Consider the following 13,392-nt stretch of genomic DNA (forward strand, 5'->3'; position numbering starts at 1 on the left):
CCGGGTGTCCGCAATGCATCTTGATGTGCAGGATCTTAGGAATTTCTACTACCGCAGCACATTGGGGCGTGCGGCGCAGGCGGCGATCCGGGGTCGGTTGATCGAACAATGGCCCGAAGCCAAGGGCCAGACGGTCGCCGGGTTTGGCTTCGCCGTACCCTTGCTGCGCCCCTATCTGGCAGATGCCCGGCGGGTGATTGGGCTGATGCCCGGACCGCAAGGTGTGATGCCGTGGCCCGCAGGGATGCCCAACGTCTCGGTCCTGACGGAAGAGACGATGTGGCCGATTGAGACCGGGCACGTGGACAAGCTGGTGGTGATGCACGGGCTTGAGACCTCACAGCGGCCAAGCGAGCTGTTAAATGAATGCTGGCGGGTACTGGGCCCCGGAGGGCGCGCGTTCTTTATTGTGCCCAATCGCGCGGGATTGTGGTCGCGGACGGACCGGACGCCGTTTGGCTTTGGACGCCCTTATTCAGCGACGCAGTTAGAAAACCAACTTCGGGCGCATCATTTTGAACCGGAAAGCCATTGTTCAGCATTGTATTTGCCGCCGTCATTCCGCCGATTTTGGCTCAAGTCGGGCAGTTTGATTGAAAAAACGGGTCAGCGGATTCCCACGGTCATGGCCGGAGGCGTCTTGATGGTCGAAGCAACTAAACACATCCGGCCTCCAAGCGGCAGCGTCACAAAGGATCCTGTTCGTCGGCCGATCAAGGCGTTGGATGGTTTGCTGAAGCCCGCCTAACTTTTGTCCACTTTTGTAACTCCGCCAAGCGAAGAAAATGCGGGAAAATGGTCACAGGAATCGCAAAAACCTACACTTTCGTAACATTTTTAGTCCCCTCCAACCGGACAAAAGGGTCGCACCCTGCGTAACCCCATGAAATCAAACATTTTGTGGATAAGCCTGCCCTCGTGATAATATGTTGCGAGCTGGGTTCGGCTCTGCTACATCCCCGGTGATTTTGATCCCCGACCGTATGGCCGGGGTTTCTTCACGCCCCCGGGGTAGCTGCCGCAACGCGAATTCGGGGCCTCAAATATCGGAAGGGTGGACGTGTCCGAACCAGCTTCGATTTCCACAGGCATTGCCGAGCGCTATGCCACTGCGATTTTCGAGATCGCGAAAGAGAATAAAGACCTCGCAGGTCTGGAGACCGGAATTAACGATCTGGCAGCAGCATTGGGCGACAGCGCCGAACTGCGTAACCTGATCGCTTCGCCTCTGGTTTCGCGCGCCGAACAGGAAGGCGCCATTACAGCGATCGCTGACAAGATGGGCCTGAACGCGATACTGCGTAATACGCTGGGTCTGATGGCGCAAAAACGCCGCCTGTTTGTCGTGCCGCAACTGGTGCAGGTTCTGCGCGACATGCTGGCCGAAGAGCGTGGCGAAGTGACCGCCGATGTCGCCTCGGCCAAGGCCCTGACCAAGACACAGATGGAAAAACTGTCCAAAACGCTGTCCGAGCGTGTGGGCAAGACCGTGACAATCAATGCGACCGTTGATGAAAGCCTCATCGGCGGTCTTGTCGTTAAAGTGGGCTCGAAGATGATCGATAGCTCGATCCGTTCGAAGCTGAACTCCCTACAGAATGCAATGAAAGAGGTCGGATAAATGGGAATCCAAGCTGCAGAGATTTCTGCAATCCTGAAGGACCAGATCAAGAACTTTGGTCAGGAAGCAGAAGTGGCCGAAATCGGCCGCGTGCTGAGCGTCGGTGACGGGATTGCCCGTGTATACGGCCTGGACAATGTGCAAGCCGGTGAGATGGTCGAATTCCCCGGTGGCATCATGGGCATGGCCCTGAACTTGGAAAGCGACAACGTCGGTGTCGTTATCTTCGGTTCTGACCGTGACATCAAAGAAGGTGACACCGTCAAGCGCACCAACTCGATCGTGGACGTTCCGATCGGTGACGAACTTCTGGGCCGTGTTGTTGACGGTCTGGGCAATCCGCTGGACGGCAAAGGCCCCATCAACGCTTCCAAGCGTGGCGTTGCAGACGTCAAAGCCCCTGGCATCATCCCGCGTAAATCGGTGCACGAGCCGATGGCAACCGGCCTGAAATCGGTTGACGCGATGATCCCGATCGGCCGTGGCCAGCGTGAGCTGATCATTGGTGACCGTCAGACCGGTAAAACCGCCGTTGCTCTGGACACCATCCTGAACCAGAAAGTCTACAACGACGCAGCAGGCGACGACGAGTCGAAGAAACTGTACTGCATCTACGTGGCTGTTGGGCAGAAGCGTTCGACCGTTGCACAGCTGGTGAAGAAGCTGGAAGAATCCGGCGCGATTGAATACTCGATCGTTGTGGCCGCAACCGCGTCTGACCCGGCGCCGATGCAGTTCCTGGCGCCGTACTCGGCGACCGCGATGGCCGAATACTTCCGCGACAACGGCCGCCACGCGCTGATTATCTATGATGACCTGTCGAAACAGGCTGTGTCCTATCGTCAGATGTCCCTGCTGCTGCGTCGTCCGCCCGGACGTGAAGCCTATCCTGGTGACGTTTTCTACCTCCACTCCCGTCTGCTGGAACGTTCGGCGAAGCTGAACGAAGATTTCGGCGCAGGCTCGCTGACCGCTCTGCCGGTTATTGAAACCCAAGGTGGCGACGTTTCGGCGTTTATTCCGACCAACGTGATCTCGATCACCGATGGTCAGATCTTCCTGGAAACCGAACTGTTCTACCAGGGCATCCGTCCTGCTGTGAACACCGGTCTGTCGGTTTCGCGTGTGGGCTCCTCGGCTCAGACCAACGCGATGAAATCGGTTGCTGGTCCGGTTAAACTGGAACTGGCTCAGTACCGCGAAATGGCTGCGTTTGCGCAGTTTGGTTCGGACCTCGACGCCGCAACCCAGCAGCTGCTGAACCGTGGTGCGCGTCTGACCGAGCTGATGAAACAGCCGCAGTACTCGCCGCTGACCAACGCGGAAATCGTCTGCGTCATCTTCGCGGGCACCAACGGTTACCTCGATAAGATCGACGTCTCGGACGTCGGCCGCTATGAGGCCGGTCTGCTGGCGCACCTGCGCGGCAAGCACGCCGACCTGCTGAAATGGCTGACAGACGAAGATCCCAAGATCAAAGGTGACGCGTCCGATAAGATCAAGGCAGCGATCGACGAATACGCCGCGACCTTCGCGTAACGGGGGGTTCCGATGCCTAGTCTGAAGGACCTTAAAAACAGGATCGAGTCGGTCAAGTCGACCCGCAAGATCACCAAGGCCATGCAGATGGTCGCGGCTGCAAAACTGCGCCGCGCCCAGGAATCTGCCGAAGCCTCGCGCCCTTATGCCGAGCGGTTCAATGCCGTGATGGCGGGGCTGGCGGCTTCGGTCGGGGGCAGCGACAGCGCCCCCAAGCTGCTCCGTGGTACGGGCAGCGATGATGTCCATCTGCTGGTTGTGATGACAGCTGAACGCGGCCTGTGTGGCGGCTTCAACTCGAACATCGCCAAGCTGGCCCGCCAAAAGGCGGAAGAGCTGCGCGGCAAAGGCAAGACGGTCAAGGTTCTGACCGTTGGCAAGAAAGGCCGCGACGCGCTCAAGCGCGATTTGGGCGATCTGTTCGTTGGACATGTCGACCTGAGCGAGGTCAAGCGCATTGGCTATGCCAACGCGCAGGACATCGCCAAGGACATCCTGTCCCGCTTTGACGGGGCTGAGTTCGATGTTGCCACGATCTTCTACTCGAAGTTCGTCAACGTCGTGACCCAGATCCCGACGGCACAGCAAATCATCCCCGCATCGTTCGAGGACGACGCGGCAGGTGACGACAGCGGTGCCATCTTCGACTACGAGCCCAGCGAAGAGGCCATTCTGGCCGACCTGCTGCCCAAGGGGGTTGCCACCGCGATCTTCTCGGCTCTGCTCGAAAACGGAGCGTCTGAACAGGGTGCACGGATGTCCGCAATGGACAACGCGACACGCAACGCGGGCGAAATGATCGACAAGCTGACGATCCAGTTCAACCGCTCGCGTCAGGCCGTGATCACCAACGAGCTGATTGAAATTATTTCCGGCGCCGAAGCGCTGTAGAGACATACCGGAGACGAAACATGGCGAATGCAAAAGGCAAAGTCACACAGATCATCGGGGCCGTCGTCGACGTCCAGTTCGATGACGCACTGCCTGAAATTCTGAACGCGCTGGAAACCACCAACAACGGCAAGCGCCTGGTGTTGGAAGTTGCTCAGCACCTAGGCGAAAACACCGTCCGCACCATTGCGATGGACGCGACCGAAGGTCTGGTCCGCGGCGAGGTTGTGACCGACACCGGCGCACCGATCTCGGTTCCGGTTGGCAACGCCACCCTGGGCCGCATCCTGAACGTGGTCGGCGAGCCGATCGACGAAAAAGGCCCGGTTGAAGCAACCGAGGCCCGCGCGATCCACCAGCCCGCGCCCGAGTTCGCGGAACAGTCGACCGAGTCGGAAATCCTTGTGACCGGCATCAAGGTTGTGGACCTGCTGGCCCCCTACGCCAAAGGCGGTAAGATCGGCCTGTTCGGCGGTGCCGGCGTTGGTAAAACCGTTCTGATCATGGAACTGATCAACAACATCGCAAAAGTGCACTCGGGCTTCTCGGTGTTCGCGGGCGTTGGTGAACGGACCCGTGAAGGCAACGACCTGTATCACGAAATGATCGAATCGAACGTGATCAAGCCTGACAACCTGTCGGAATCGCAGGTGGCCCTGGTCTACGGTCAGATGAACGAACCTCCGGGAGCGCGTGCGCGTGTTGCTCTGACCGGCCTGACACTGGCCGAGCAGTTCCGCGACCAGTCCGGTACCGACGTTCTGTTCTTCGTCGACAACATCTTCCGCTTTACGCAGGCGGGATCCGAGGTTTCGGCTCTGCTGGGTCGTATTCCTTCGGCGGTGGGCTACCAGCCGACGCTGGCCACCGACATGGGCGCCCTGCAAGAACGCATCACCTCGACCAAGTCGGGCTCGATCACCTCGGTGCAGGCCATCTACGTTCCCGCGGACGACTTGACCGACCCCGCGCCGGCAACATCGTTTGCTCACTTGGACGCAACCACCGTTCTGAACCGTGCGATCTCGGAAAAGGGTATCTACCCGGCTGTTGACCCGCTCGACTCGTCCTCGCGTCTGTTGGACCCCGCGATTGTGGGTGAAGAGCACTACGCGGTTGCGACCGACGTTCAGCAGATCCTCCAGCGCTACAAGTCGCTTCAGGACATCATCGCCATCCTCGGCATGGACGAACTTTCGGAAGAAGACAAACTGACCGTGGCCCGTGCCCGTAAGATCGAACGCTTCATGTCGCAGCCGTTCGACGTTGCACAGGTCTTCACCGGCTCGCCGGGCGTTCAGGTTCCTCTGGACGTGACCATCGCGTCGTTCAAAGCTGTTGTCGCTGGCGAATACGATCACCTGCCCGAAGCGGCCTTCCTGATGGTTGGCGGCATCGACGAAGTGATCGCCAAAGCGGAAAAGATGGCCGCAGAAGCCGCCTAAGGAGTATCCCTGATGGCAAACACGATGCAATTCGACCTCGTCAGCCCCGAGCGGAGCCTAGCTTCGCTTGAGGCCACCGCGGTCCAGCTTCCCGGCGCGGATGGGGACATGACGGCGATGCCCGATCATGCCCCCACCATCACGACGCTGCGCCCCGGTCTGCTGAAGGTTGAGGCACCTGCAGGAGCCAGCGAATACCTGGTCACCGGCGGGTTTGCCCAGATCAACGGCGACGGCCTGTCGGTTCTGGCTGAAAAGGCTATCCCGGTTGCCGAAGTGACCCGGTCGCATCTGGACGACCTGATCGCGGAAGCCCGCGCTTCGCACGAGGCCGCAAAGTCTGGCGACGATCAGTCGATCGTAGACGATGCAGCCAAGCTGCTGGCCGACATGGAAGCGCTTGGGACGCATATGAGCCTGTAACGGCTTGTTGCAAATGGATCATTAGAAACGGCCCTGCGACAGTAGGGCCGTTTTTTGTCGTGATTTCATCATGAAGCCGAATTAGATTTCGGTAATTGATAAAGAACAGACAATAAAATGAAGACGTTTCGAACCCATCCTATTGGTATCGACCAAGGCGAGACCGTGGTGTTTTCCGAATTTTCCAACGGCGGTGACATGTGGACCGGCAACGGTACGCGCGAGAGACGCTCGGCTGTGACGTTTCGCCAGCCGTTCCGATCTGCGCCGGTTGTTCAGATCGGTATATCCCTATGGGATGTGGACACAACCTCAGCGTTGCGGGCCGAAGTGAAGGCCGAAAACACTACGAACGAAGGATTCGACGCAGTGTTCCGCACGTGGTCAGACACGCGAATCGCACGGATTAGGGTGACGTGGACCGCGATCGGCGAGGTTGCGCATGAGGATGATTGGGACATCTCCTGATGCCCGTGTTCAAGAGTCAGTCAGTTGATGCTTCGATCATTCCGACGCGGGTCGCGTGACGGCCACCTTCGAACTCGGCACCAAGGAACGCGGCGACAATGTCCAGCGCTTGCCCTTCACCGACGACACGCGCGCCGATGGACAGCATGTTGGCGTCATTGTGCTGACGGATCATCCGGGCCGAGAATGCGTCAGAACACACGCCACAGCGTATGCCGGGCACTTTGTTTGCCGCCATCATGATGCCCTGTCCGGTGCCACATAGAATAATGCCCAGCTGACAATCGCCGGATGCGACGGCCTCGGCTGCGGCTTTGCCGTGGATTGGATAGTGCGTGCTCTCGGGTGTCTTCGGCCCGATGTCCACGACCTCCCATCCGAGGTCAGCGACATGCTTGGCGACGGCCTGACGCAGATCGATGGCGGCATGATCGCTGGAAAGAACAATACGTTTTGCGGCTGTCACGGGACGCTCCTGCCTGTTGGGTTGGTACGAAAAGGGTGGCCGCGCCACCCTTGTCAATCAGTCCATGTGGTACATGGATTCGTAGATCGGGGTCAGGGTCTTGTCCTCGAACAAGGACGATACCGAGGTGCCGTTCCAGATGTTCAGGATTGCCTGTGTAAAGATCGGCGCGGTCGGAACAATGCGGATATTCTTGGCTTTGGCGACCTCTTTGGTGGGTTGGATCGTGTCGGTCAGAACCAGAGACTTCATGACCGAGTTTGTCACACGTTCCACCGCTGGGCCGCTCATGACGCCGTGGGTGATATAGGAATGCACCTCTTTCGCGCCGTTATCCAGCAGCACTTGAGCCGCCTTACACAGAGTTCCGGCGGTATCGCACATGTCGTCCACGATTAGGCAGATCTTGTCTTTGACGTCGCCGATGACAGTCATTTCGGCCACTTCACCCGCCTTTTCGCGGCGTTTGTCGACGATCGACAGCGGTGCTTCGATCCGCTTGGCCAATTCGCGCGCGCGGGCCACGCCGCCCACATCGGGTGAGACCACCATGATCTCATCCATCTGGTCCTTGAACTGGTTTTTCACATCCAGCGCAAAGATCGGTGAGGCATAGAGGTTGTCCACCGGGATATCAAAGAACCCTTGAATCTGCGCGGCGTGCAGGTCCATGGTCAGAACCCGCTCGATCCCGGCGCCGGTCAGCATGTTGGCGACCAGCTTGGCGGAAATCGGCGTGCGCGCCTTGGTGCGGCGGTCCTGACGGGCATAGCCGAAATAGGGGATCACGGCGGTGATCCGCTGCGCGGACGAACGGCGCAGTGCATCGGCGATGATCAAAAGCTCCATCAGGTTGTCGTTTGCCGGGTTCGAGGTCGGCTGGACGATGAACATATCCTCGCCGCGCACATTCTCGAACACTTCGACGAAAATCTCACCGTCGTTAAAGCGTTCGACGCGCGCATCGACGAGGCCCTGATCGACGCCGCGATACAGGCTCATGCGGCGGGCAATGGTCTGGGCAAGCGGAAGATTGGCGTTCCCAGCGATCAGCTTGGGTTCGTTGAGTGTCGGCATCGGCTGAGGTCCCCGGGCAGCAAAGGCTAATGTGACAGATTCGTGATGTTGACACCGCTTAGCATGGCCTTACCGTCTCGCAAAGATAACGCAGCGGAGAAAGTGAATATGGCCACCATTGACTACTATTTTGCGACAATTTCGCCCTTCACCTACTTGGCCGGAACCCGGCTTGAGGAGGTCGCGGCAAAGCACGGCGCTACGATCAACTACAAACCGCTGGATATCATGGCGCTGTTCGGACGCACCGGGGGAACTCCACCGAAGGACCGGCACATTTCGCGCATCGAATACCGGGCCCAGGAACTGCAGCGGCAAGCCAAGAATCTGGGGATGGAGTTCAATCTGAAACCTGCCCATTGGCCCACGAATATGGCACCGTCCTCTTACGCTGTGATCGCAGCCGCCAAGGACGGCTCGGGTGATGTCGGACAGCTGGTTCATTCCATTCTTCGCGCCTGCTGGGCCGAAGAAAAAGACGTCGCGCAGGACGAAGTGATCCGTGAATGCCTGTCTTTAGCAGGGTTCGATCCCTCTCTGGCCGATAGCGGCTTGCTGGTCGGGGCCGATACCTATGCCTCCCACCTTGAGGAGGCCGTAGACAAAGGCGCGTTTGGTGCGCCGTTCTATATCACTGAAGATGGTCAACGGTTCTGGGGACAGGACCGGCTAGAGGACCTGGACCGTCACCTGAGCGAGATGAAAGGGTGAAGGATTTGATGCCGTCGGTTCATGTCAGAACCTTGGGGCAGGGCGAGCGCAAAGTGCTGGCTCTGCATTGCACGATTGCTCACTCTGGGGCGTGGGCAGGGTTGGCGGGCGTGTTGGGGGATGACGCGACATTTATCGCGCCCGATATGCCCTCACACGGAAAGAGTCCTGATTGGAACGAACAGGGCGATCTGTTCGATTTGTTGACCGAACTGACTGTCGAGCAATTGACAGAGCCGATGGATGTGATCGGCCATTCCTTTGGCGCGATGATCGCGCTGCGCCTGGCGATGGAATACCCCGATCTGGTCCGCAGTGCGGTTCTGATCGAGCCGGTGTTCTTTGCCGTTGCCAAGCAGGACGCGCCTGATTTGCTGGCGCAGCATGACCATGAGGCGCAACCTTATGCAAAGGCTTTAGCTGACGGTGATATGGAACTGGCCGCGCGCCTTTTCAACAGGATGTGGAGCACCGATCACAGCCCTCGCTGGCCGGACCTACCCGAACGGACCCGTGCCGCAATGACCCGCGGTGTGCATCTTGTTCCTGCGGTTAAAGATGACTTGTTCGAGGATAAAAAGGGCTTGCTGGCCCCCGATATGATGAGCCGCGCAAATATGCCCATTCTGTTGGTCAACGGGTCACGTACACATCCCGCGATGCCTGCGATCTGTGAAGGGCTGCAACAACGCCTGCCCAATGCCTCGGGCTGTGTCATTGAAGGGGCAGGGCACATGGCCCCGATCACGCATGCTCGAGACATGGCGCGCGTGATACGGGATTTCTGGGATGGGCAGCCTTAGGAAGTGCTGACCTTACAGTAGTGCGATGAACTGGTCGATCTGTTCAGGGCTGATCGACCAGTCGCAGACCAGACGACAAGCAAGCGGCTCTGCGTCATCGGCCCCATCCAGTTCTCCGCCCCACAGATGATAAACTGCACCCGCGTCGTGCAATTGCTTGTGCCGCGCGCGCGAGAATTCGGCGAAGATCATGTTTGCCTGCGGTTGATGCAGGAACGAGGCCCCCTTGGCCCGCAGCCCGTCAGCCAGACGTGCGCAATTGTCATTGGCCTGACGCGCCATCTGCAACCAAAGGTCGTCCTGCAGATAGGCGGCCATCTGTGCCGACAAGTACCGGTGTTTCGAAAACAGATGCGCGCCACGTTTCCGGCGCAGCTCGAATTCCCAGGCTTTGGTCTCGTCGAAAAAGACGACCGCCTCGACCCCCATCAGTCCGTTCTTTGTGCCGCCAAAACTGACTGCATCAACACCCGATTTCCATGTCATCTCGGCCGGAGAACAGTTCAGCGCGACCAGCGCATTGGTGAACCGCGCACCGTCCAGATGCACTGGCAGGCCGTATTCCTTGGCAACACCGCACAGCGCCTGCAACTCTTCCAGCGAATAAACCGAACCTCGCTCGGTCACCTGCGTGATCGAGACTGGCCCGCGTTGCGGCCCATGCACACCGCGAGTTTCTTCGGCCAGAATGGTGCTGCGCAATGCGTCTGCCGTCATCTTGTCACCACCGGGCACCAGCGTCAGCTTGGCGCCGCTGTAGAATTCCGGGGCGTTGCACTCGTCCTCGTGAATATGCGCAACGGGGGAACAAAACACGGTGTCCCACGGGTTCGCCAGAGTCGACAGAGCTAGCGAATTTGCCGCCGTCCCGGTCGCCACCAGATAGACAGCTGCCCCCGGCGCTTCAAAGATACCACGGATACGGTCGCGCACCTCGTTCATCAGCGTGTCGGCCCCGTAGGCCATCTGATAGCCCTCATTCGCGGCGCTCAACGCGGCCATCACTTGCGGGTGAACCGGCCCGGAATTGTCAGAGGCGAAATACATCAGTTGGGCTCCTCGATGATATAGTCTTCCCACTCTTCCATGGGGGTTTCGAACTCGGACACCGTGCGGCCCTGAACCGAGACCCCGGCGGCGTATACGCTGTCAGGCGTACCAGATATCAATGGGTGCCAATCGTAAAGGGGCTTGCCCTCCCACAGCAGCCGATAGGCGCAGGTCTGGGGCAGCCAATAGGCGTGTTCGTCGATATTGTCTGGCGTCATCACGATGCATTCCGGCACGAATTGGTGGCGGATGTCGTATTGGGTGCAACGGCAGGTCTCATCGTCCAGCAGCCGGCAGGCGACGCAGGTCAGGGCAACCTCGCCAGTGTCTTCGTCTTCCAGCTTGTTCAGACAGCACTTTCCGCAGCCGTCGCACAGCGCCTCCCACTCGCGCTGGTTCATCTTGGTCAACGGTTTGCGTTCCCAGAAGCGGGCGGACAGGCCGTTGCGGTCAATCGGGTCGGTGGTCATAGCGCCGCCAGTAGCGCACGGGCCTTTTCGCAATCGGCATCCATCTGGGTGATCAGCCCGTCCAACCCGTCAAACGTCATCTCGGGGCGCAAGTATTCGACCAGACCAACCGAGAGCGTCGCGCCATAAAGATCGCCCGAGAAATCGAACAGGAACGTCTCGATATTGGGCACTTCGCCGTTGAACATGGGGCGCGTGCCCACCGAGGCCGCGCCGTGATAGCTGCCCTGATGCGGGCCATCCAGCACATCAACCAGCACCGCATAGACGCCGAATTTCGGCGGGTGCAGTCCCTCGATCGACATATTCGCGGTGGGATAGCCCAACTCGCGCCCGCGCTGTTCGCCGCCAATCACCTCGCCCTCGATCCGGTGCCAGTGGCCCAGCATCGCGGCGGCATCCCGGGGGCGACCTTCCGACAGCGCAGTACGGATCGCGGTTGAGGACACAACGTTTTCCGACCGCTCCATCAAGGGGGCAATGGTGACACCGAAACCCATCTGGGCCCCGAACCGGACCAGATCATCGGCGGTGCCGCTGCGGCCTTTGCCGAAACAGAAATCGGCCCCGACCACCACATGCGACAGCCCCAGCCCGTCACAGATCACATTGCGTGCGAATTCTTCGGGCGTCAGCCCGGCCAGCGCCGCGTTAAAGGGTAATTCATAGAGCTTCTGAACTCCCAGCTTCTGCAAACGGTGCGCACGGGCATTGCCGCGCATCAGGCGAAAAGGGAGGCTGTCGGGTGCAAAATATTCCCGCGGATGTGGCTCGAAAGTCATCACACCCAGTGGCGCATCCGGCGCGGCGTTGCGCGCCAGCTCGATCACTGAACGGTGGCCGATATGAACGCCATCAAAGTTGCCGATGGCCACACTGGCACCACGGTCCTGAGGCTCGACAAACTGGAAATCCCGAATAATGCGCATAGCGCCTGCCTAGCGGGACTGCGAGGCAGGTTCAAGGGTTTGAGACGTCAGTCGAACTTGCGCGATGGTGCCAGCACCATGGCCTCGCCCATCAACACCTTTTCGCCGTCCACCGCACAGTGGCAATCCAGCTTGACCCGTCGCTTGGCAAAGTCGATGTCGATCACCTTGACCTCGGCGTAGACCATGTCACCGGGGCGAACGGGGGCCAGGAATTTCAGCGACTGCCCCATATAAACTGTGCCGTGGCCCGGCAGTTGTTCCCCGATCACGGCCGAGATCAGGCCGGCCGTCAACATCCCGTGGGCAATGCGCCCCTCAAAGATCGTGTCGCGGGCATAGTCGTCATCTAGATGCACGGGATTACGGTCGGTCGAGACCTGCGCGAACATTTCGATATCCTCGTCCGTCACCACTTTGCGCAGGTGGCGGGTCATGCCCATTTCGATGTCTTCAATACAGATCGTGCCGCGCGGAAGATTGTCCAACATGTCACCCTCACTCGATTTAAGCGGGCAACAAAAAAACCAAAGTCACCCAAGTTGGGTAACTTTATTACTTCGCAACTGCAGAAAATCAAGTCTTTTCTGACTAGCGCAGGCGGCCGATTGTATAGGTGGGGTTGATGTTTTCCCTTGCGATATAATCGGTTAGGGATTCGTGATGCGGATGGTGCGACGTTTTGGTTTCCGCTGCTGCCAAGCCGCCCGAGATGAACAGAGAATCAATCCCCTCACCCATGCCGCCCAGAATGTCGGTATGGGGGCCGTCGCCGATCACCAGAATATCGCCGTCAGGGATATCATGACCCAGCTCCTGCAGCCGCCGCCGCGCCAGATCATAGATCGGCGGATGCGGCTTGCCGAAGTAAAGGCTCTCGCCCCCCATCTCGGTGTAGAGTTTGGCCAAAGCGCCCGCGCACCATTCCCGAACCTCGCCCCGGTCGACCACGATATCTGGATTGGCGCAGAGAAGTTTCATGCCCTTCTGCTTGGCATAAAGGAAATCCGCGCGGTTGACGCCAGGGTCGGCCATCGGATCGAATGGTCCACAGCAGACAATCCCTTCGGCCTGATCCAGTGGCACACGCTCGATCTGAATTGGGCGGTGCAAAATCTTCAGCGGCTCGAAAAAGCCAGCATCGCGCGCCCATTCTCCCATGAAGTAAACTTTTTCGCCTACAGCGCCTCGAAACATAGCTGAGCGCGCCGAGTCTCCGCTTGTGGCGATCGTATCATATGCATCGTTGGGAACGTTGAATTGTTCCAGTTGCTCGGCCACCCCCGCGCGGGGCTTGGGCGAGTTGGTGACCAGAACAACAATGCCCCCTTTGGCGCGATAACCTTGAAGCGCTGCCACGGCTTCGGGATAGGCGGTTATGCCGTTATGTACACAGCCCCAGAGATCGACAAACAGCGCTTTGTAGCGATCGGAGATTTCATCAAGTTTGTGAATAATCTGAGTCATTGAGCTGCCCCCGGGGGTCTGGAGTCGAATTT

At 59.0% G+C, this 13,392-nt stretch carries 16 protein-coding genes; 9 read left to right on the forward strand and 7 right to left on the reverse strand.

Going from position 1 to position 13,392, the window contains the following annotated elements:
* The first annotated feature begins 13 nt into the window (after positions 1-13).
* The 7 genes from ABWV79_RS17415 (at position 14) to ABWV79_RS17445 (ending at position 6,387) form a co-directional block, all read left to right on the forward strand.
* Positions 14-748, forward strand: a complete 735-nt coding sequence (locus tag ABWV79_RS17415; protein WP_353393541.1) for a class I SAM-dependent methyltransferase — start codon at positions 14-16, stop codon at positions 746-748.
* 312 nt (positions 749-1,060) lie between these two features.
* The gene (locus ABWV79_RS17420; RefSeq protein WP_170352320.1) at positions 1,061-1,621 is read left to right on the forward strand and encodes a F0F1 ATP synthase subunit delta; all 561 of its coding nucleotides are present in this window, start codon (positions 1,061-1,063) and stop codon (positions 1,619-1,621) included.
* Positions 1,622-3,160, forward strand: coding sequence for a F0F1 ATP synthase subunit alpha (atpA, locus tag ABWV79_RS17425; protein ID WP_170352321.1), 1,539 nt, complete (start codon positions 1,622-1,624; stop codon positions 3,158-3,160).
* Positions 3,161-3,172: 12 nt separating this feature from the next.
* Positions 3,173-4,051: a F0F1 ATP synthase subunit gamma gene (locus tag ABWV79_RS17430; protein ID WP_170768996.1), complete on the forward strand. Its 879-nt coding sequence runs from the start codon at positions 3,173-3,175 to the stop codon at positions 4,049-4,051.
* 20 nt (positions 4,052-4,071) lie between these two features.
* On the forward strand, positions 4,072-5,496 hold the full coding sequence (gene atpD / locus ABWV79_RS17435) for a F0F1 ATP synthase subunit beta (RefSeq protein WP_170352323.1): 1,425 nt from the start codon (positions 4,072-4,074) through the stop codon (positions 5,494-5,496).
* 12 nt (positions 5,497-5,508) lie between these two features.
* Positions 5,509-5,919 (forward strand): F0F1 ATP synthase subunit epsilon, encoded by a 411-nt coding sequence (locus ABWV79_RS17440; protein ID WP_170753407.1) that lies wholly within the window; start codon positions 5,509-5,511, stop codon positions 5,917-5,919.
* Between the two features lie 117 nt (positions 5,920-6,036).
* Positions 6,037-6,387 (forward strand): H-type lectin domain-containing protein, encoded by a 351-nt coding sequence (locus ABWV79_RS17445; protein ID WP_170352325.1) that lies wholly within the window; start codon positions 6,037-6,039, stop codon positions 6,385-6,387.
* Positions 6,388-6,403: 16 nt separating this feature from the next.
* Here ABWV79_RS17445 and rpiB read toward each other — a convergent pair whose 3' ends face one another.
* Both rpiB and ABWV79_RS17455 read right to left on the reverse strand, forming a co-directional pair.
* Positions 6,404-6,853 carry a ribose 5-phosphate isomerase B gene (rpiB, locus tag ABWV79_RS17450; RefSeq protein WP_170352326.1) on the reverse strand — a complete coding sequence of 150 codons (450 nt, stop codon included), beginning with the start codon at positions 6,851-6,853 and terminating at the stop codon, positions 6,404-6,406.
* A gap of 57 nt (positions 6,854-6,910) precedes the next feature.
* The gene (locus ABWV79_RS17455) at positions 6,911-7,930 is read right to left on the reverse strand and encodes a ribose-phosphate pyrophosphokinase (protein WP_170753405.1); all 1,020 of its coding nucleotides are present in this window, start codon (positions 7,928-7,930) and stop codon (positions 6,911-6,913) included.
* 108 nt (positions 7,931-8,038) lie between these two features.
* Here ABWV79_RS17455 and ABWV79_RS17460 point away from each other — a divergent pair, with 108 nt between their 5' ends.
* Together ABWV79_RS17460 and ABWV79_RS17465 are read left to right on the forward strand one after the other, a co-directional pair.
* On the forward strand, positions 8,039-8,641 hold the full coding sequence (locus ABWV79_RS17460; RefSeq protein ID WP_353393545.1) for a 2-hydroxychromene-2-carboxylate isomerase: 603 nt from the start codon (positions 8,039-8,041) through the stop codon (positions 8,639-8,641).
* Positions 8,638-9,444 (forward strand): alpha/beta fold hydrolase, encoded by an 807-nt coding sequence (locus ABWV79_RS17465; protein ID WP_353393547.1) that lies wholly within the window; start codon positions 8,638-8,640, stop codon positions 9,442-9,444. The genes ABWV79_RS17460 and ABWV79_RS17465 overlap by 4 nt, the downstream gene beginning before the upstream one ends.
* Positions 9,445-9,456: 12 nt before the next feature.
* Here the strand turns inward: ABWV79_RS17465 and ABWV79_RS17470 are convergent, their stop codons facing one another.
* The 5 genes from ABWV79_RS17470 to ABWV79_RS17490 form a co-directional block, all read right to left on the reverse strand.
* Complete coding sequence (locus ABWV79_RS17470) at positions 9,457-10,491, reverse strand: threonine aldolase family protein (protein WP_170753403.1); 1,035 nt, start codon at positions 10,489-10,491, stop codon at positions 9,457-9,459.
* Positions 10,491-10,964 carry a YcgN family cysteine cluster protein gene (locus tag ABWV79_RS17475; RefSeq protein ID WP_353393549.1) on the reverse strand — a complete coding sequence of 158 codons (474 nt, stop codon included), beginning with the start codon at positions 10,962-10,964 and terminating at the stop codon, positions 10,491-10,493. The genes ABWV79_RS17470 and ABWV79_RS17475 overlap by 1 nt, the downstream gene beginning before the upstream one ends.
* Positions 10,961-11,893, reverse strand: coding sequence for a bifunctional riboflavin kinase/FAD synthetase (locus tag ABWV79_RS17480; protein WP_353393551.1), 933 nt, complete (start codon positions 11,891-11,893; stop codon positions 10,961-10,963). Before ABWV79_RS17480 ends, ABWV79_RS17475 begins: the two co-directional genes overlap by 4 nt.
* Positions 11,894-11,940: 47 nt before the next feature.
* Positions 11,941-12,384, reverse strand: a complete 444-nt coding sequence (locus ABWV79_RS17485) for a MaoC family dehydratase (protein WP_353393553.1) — start codon at positions 12,382-12,384, stop codon at positions 11,941-11,943.
* A 100-nt stretch (positions 12,385-12,484) separates the two neighbouring features.
* A complete protein-coding gene (locus ABWV79_RS17490; protein ID WP_353393555.1) occupies positions 12,485-13,360 on the reverse strand; it encodes a TIGR01459 family HAD-type hydrolase in 876 nt (291 codons plus the stop codon).
* Positions 13,361-13,392 lie beyond the last annotated feature (32 nt).

The sequence above is a fragment of the Ruegeria sp. HU-ET01832 genome (assembly GCF_040371315.1).
Lineage (GTDB): Bacteria > Pseudomonadota > Alphaproteobacteria > Rhodobacterales > Rhodobacteraceae > Ruegeria > Ruegeria lacuscaerulensis_A.

Coding starts and splice junctions, on each gene's coding strand:
- ABWV79_RS17460 (WP_353393545.1), top strand. CDS start 8,039: ATGGCCACCATTGACTACTATTTTGCGACAATTTCGCCCTTCACCTAC.
- atpD (WP_170352323.1), top strand. CDS start 4,072: ATGGCGAATGCAAAAGGCAAAGTCACACAGATCATCGGGGCCGTCGTC.
- ABWV79_RS17430 (WP_170768996.1), top strand. CDS start 3,173: ATGCCTAGTCTGAAGGACCTTAAAAACAGGATCGAGTCGGTCAAGTCG.
- ABWV79_RS17475 (WP_353393549.1), bottom strand. CDS start 10,964: ATGACCACCGACCCGATTGACCGCAACGGCCTGTCCGCCCGCTTCTGG.
- ABWV79_RS17440 (WP_170753407.1), top strand. CDS start 5,509: ATGGCAAACACGATGCAATTCGACCTCGTCAGCCCCGAGCGGAGCCTA.
- ABWV79_RS17480 (WP_353393551.1), bottom strand. CDS start 11,893: ATGCGCATTATTCGGGATTTCCAGTTTGTCGAGCCTCAGGACCGTGGT.
- ABWV79_RS17445 (WP_170352325.1), top strand. CDS start 6,037: ATGAAGACGTTTCGAACCCATCCTATTGGTATCGACCAAGGCGAGACC.
- ABWV79_RS17485 (WP_353393553.1), bottom strand. CDS start 12,384: ATGTTGGACAATCTTCCGCGCGGCACGATCTGTATTGAAGACATCGAA.
- ABWV79_RS17470 (WP_170753403.1), bottom strand. CDS start 10,491: ATGTATTTCGCCTCTGACAATTCCGGGCCGGTTCACCCGCAAGTGATG.
- ABWV79_RS17455 (WP_170753405.1), bottom strand. CDS start 7,930: ATGCCGACACTCAACGAACCCAAGCTGATCGCTGGGAACGCCAATCTT.
- ABWV79_RS17415 (WP_353393541.1), top strand. CDS start 14: ATGCATCTTGATGTGCAGGATCTTAGGAATTTCTACTACCGCAGCACA.
- atpA (WP_170352321.1), top strand. CDS start 1,622: ATGGGAATCCAAGCTGCAGAGATTTCTGCAATCCTGAAGGACCAGATC.
- ABWV79_RS17490 (WP_353393555.1), bottom strand. CDS start 13,360: ATGACTCAGATTATTCACAAACTTGATGAAATCTCCGATCGCTACAAA.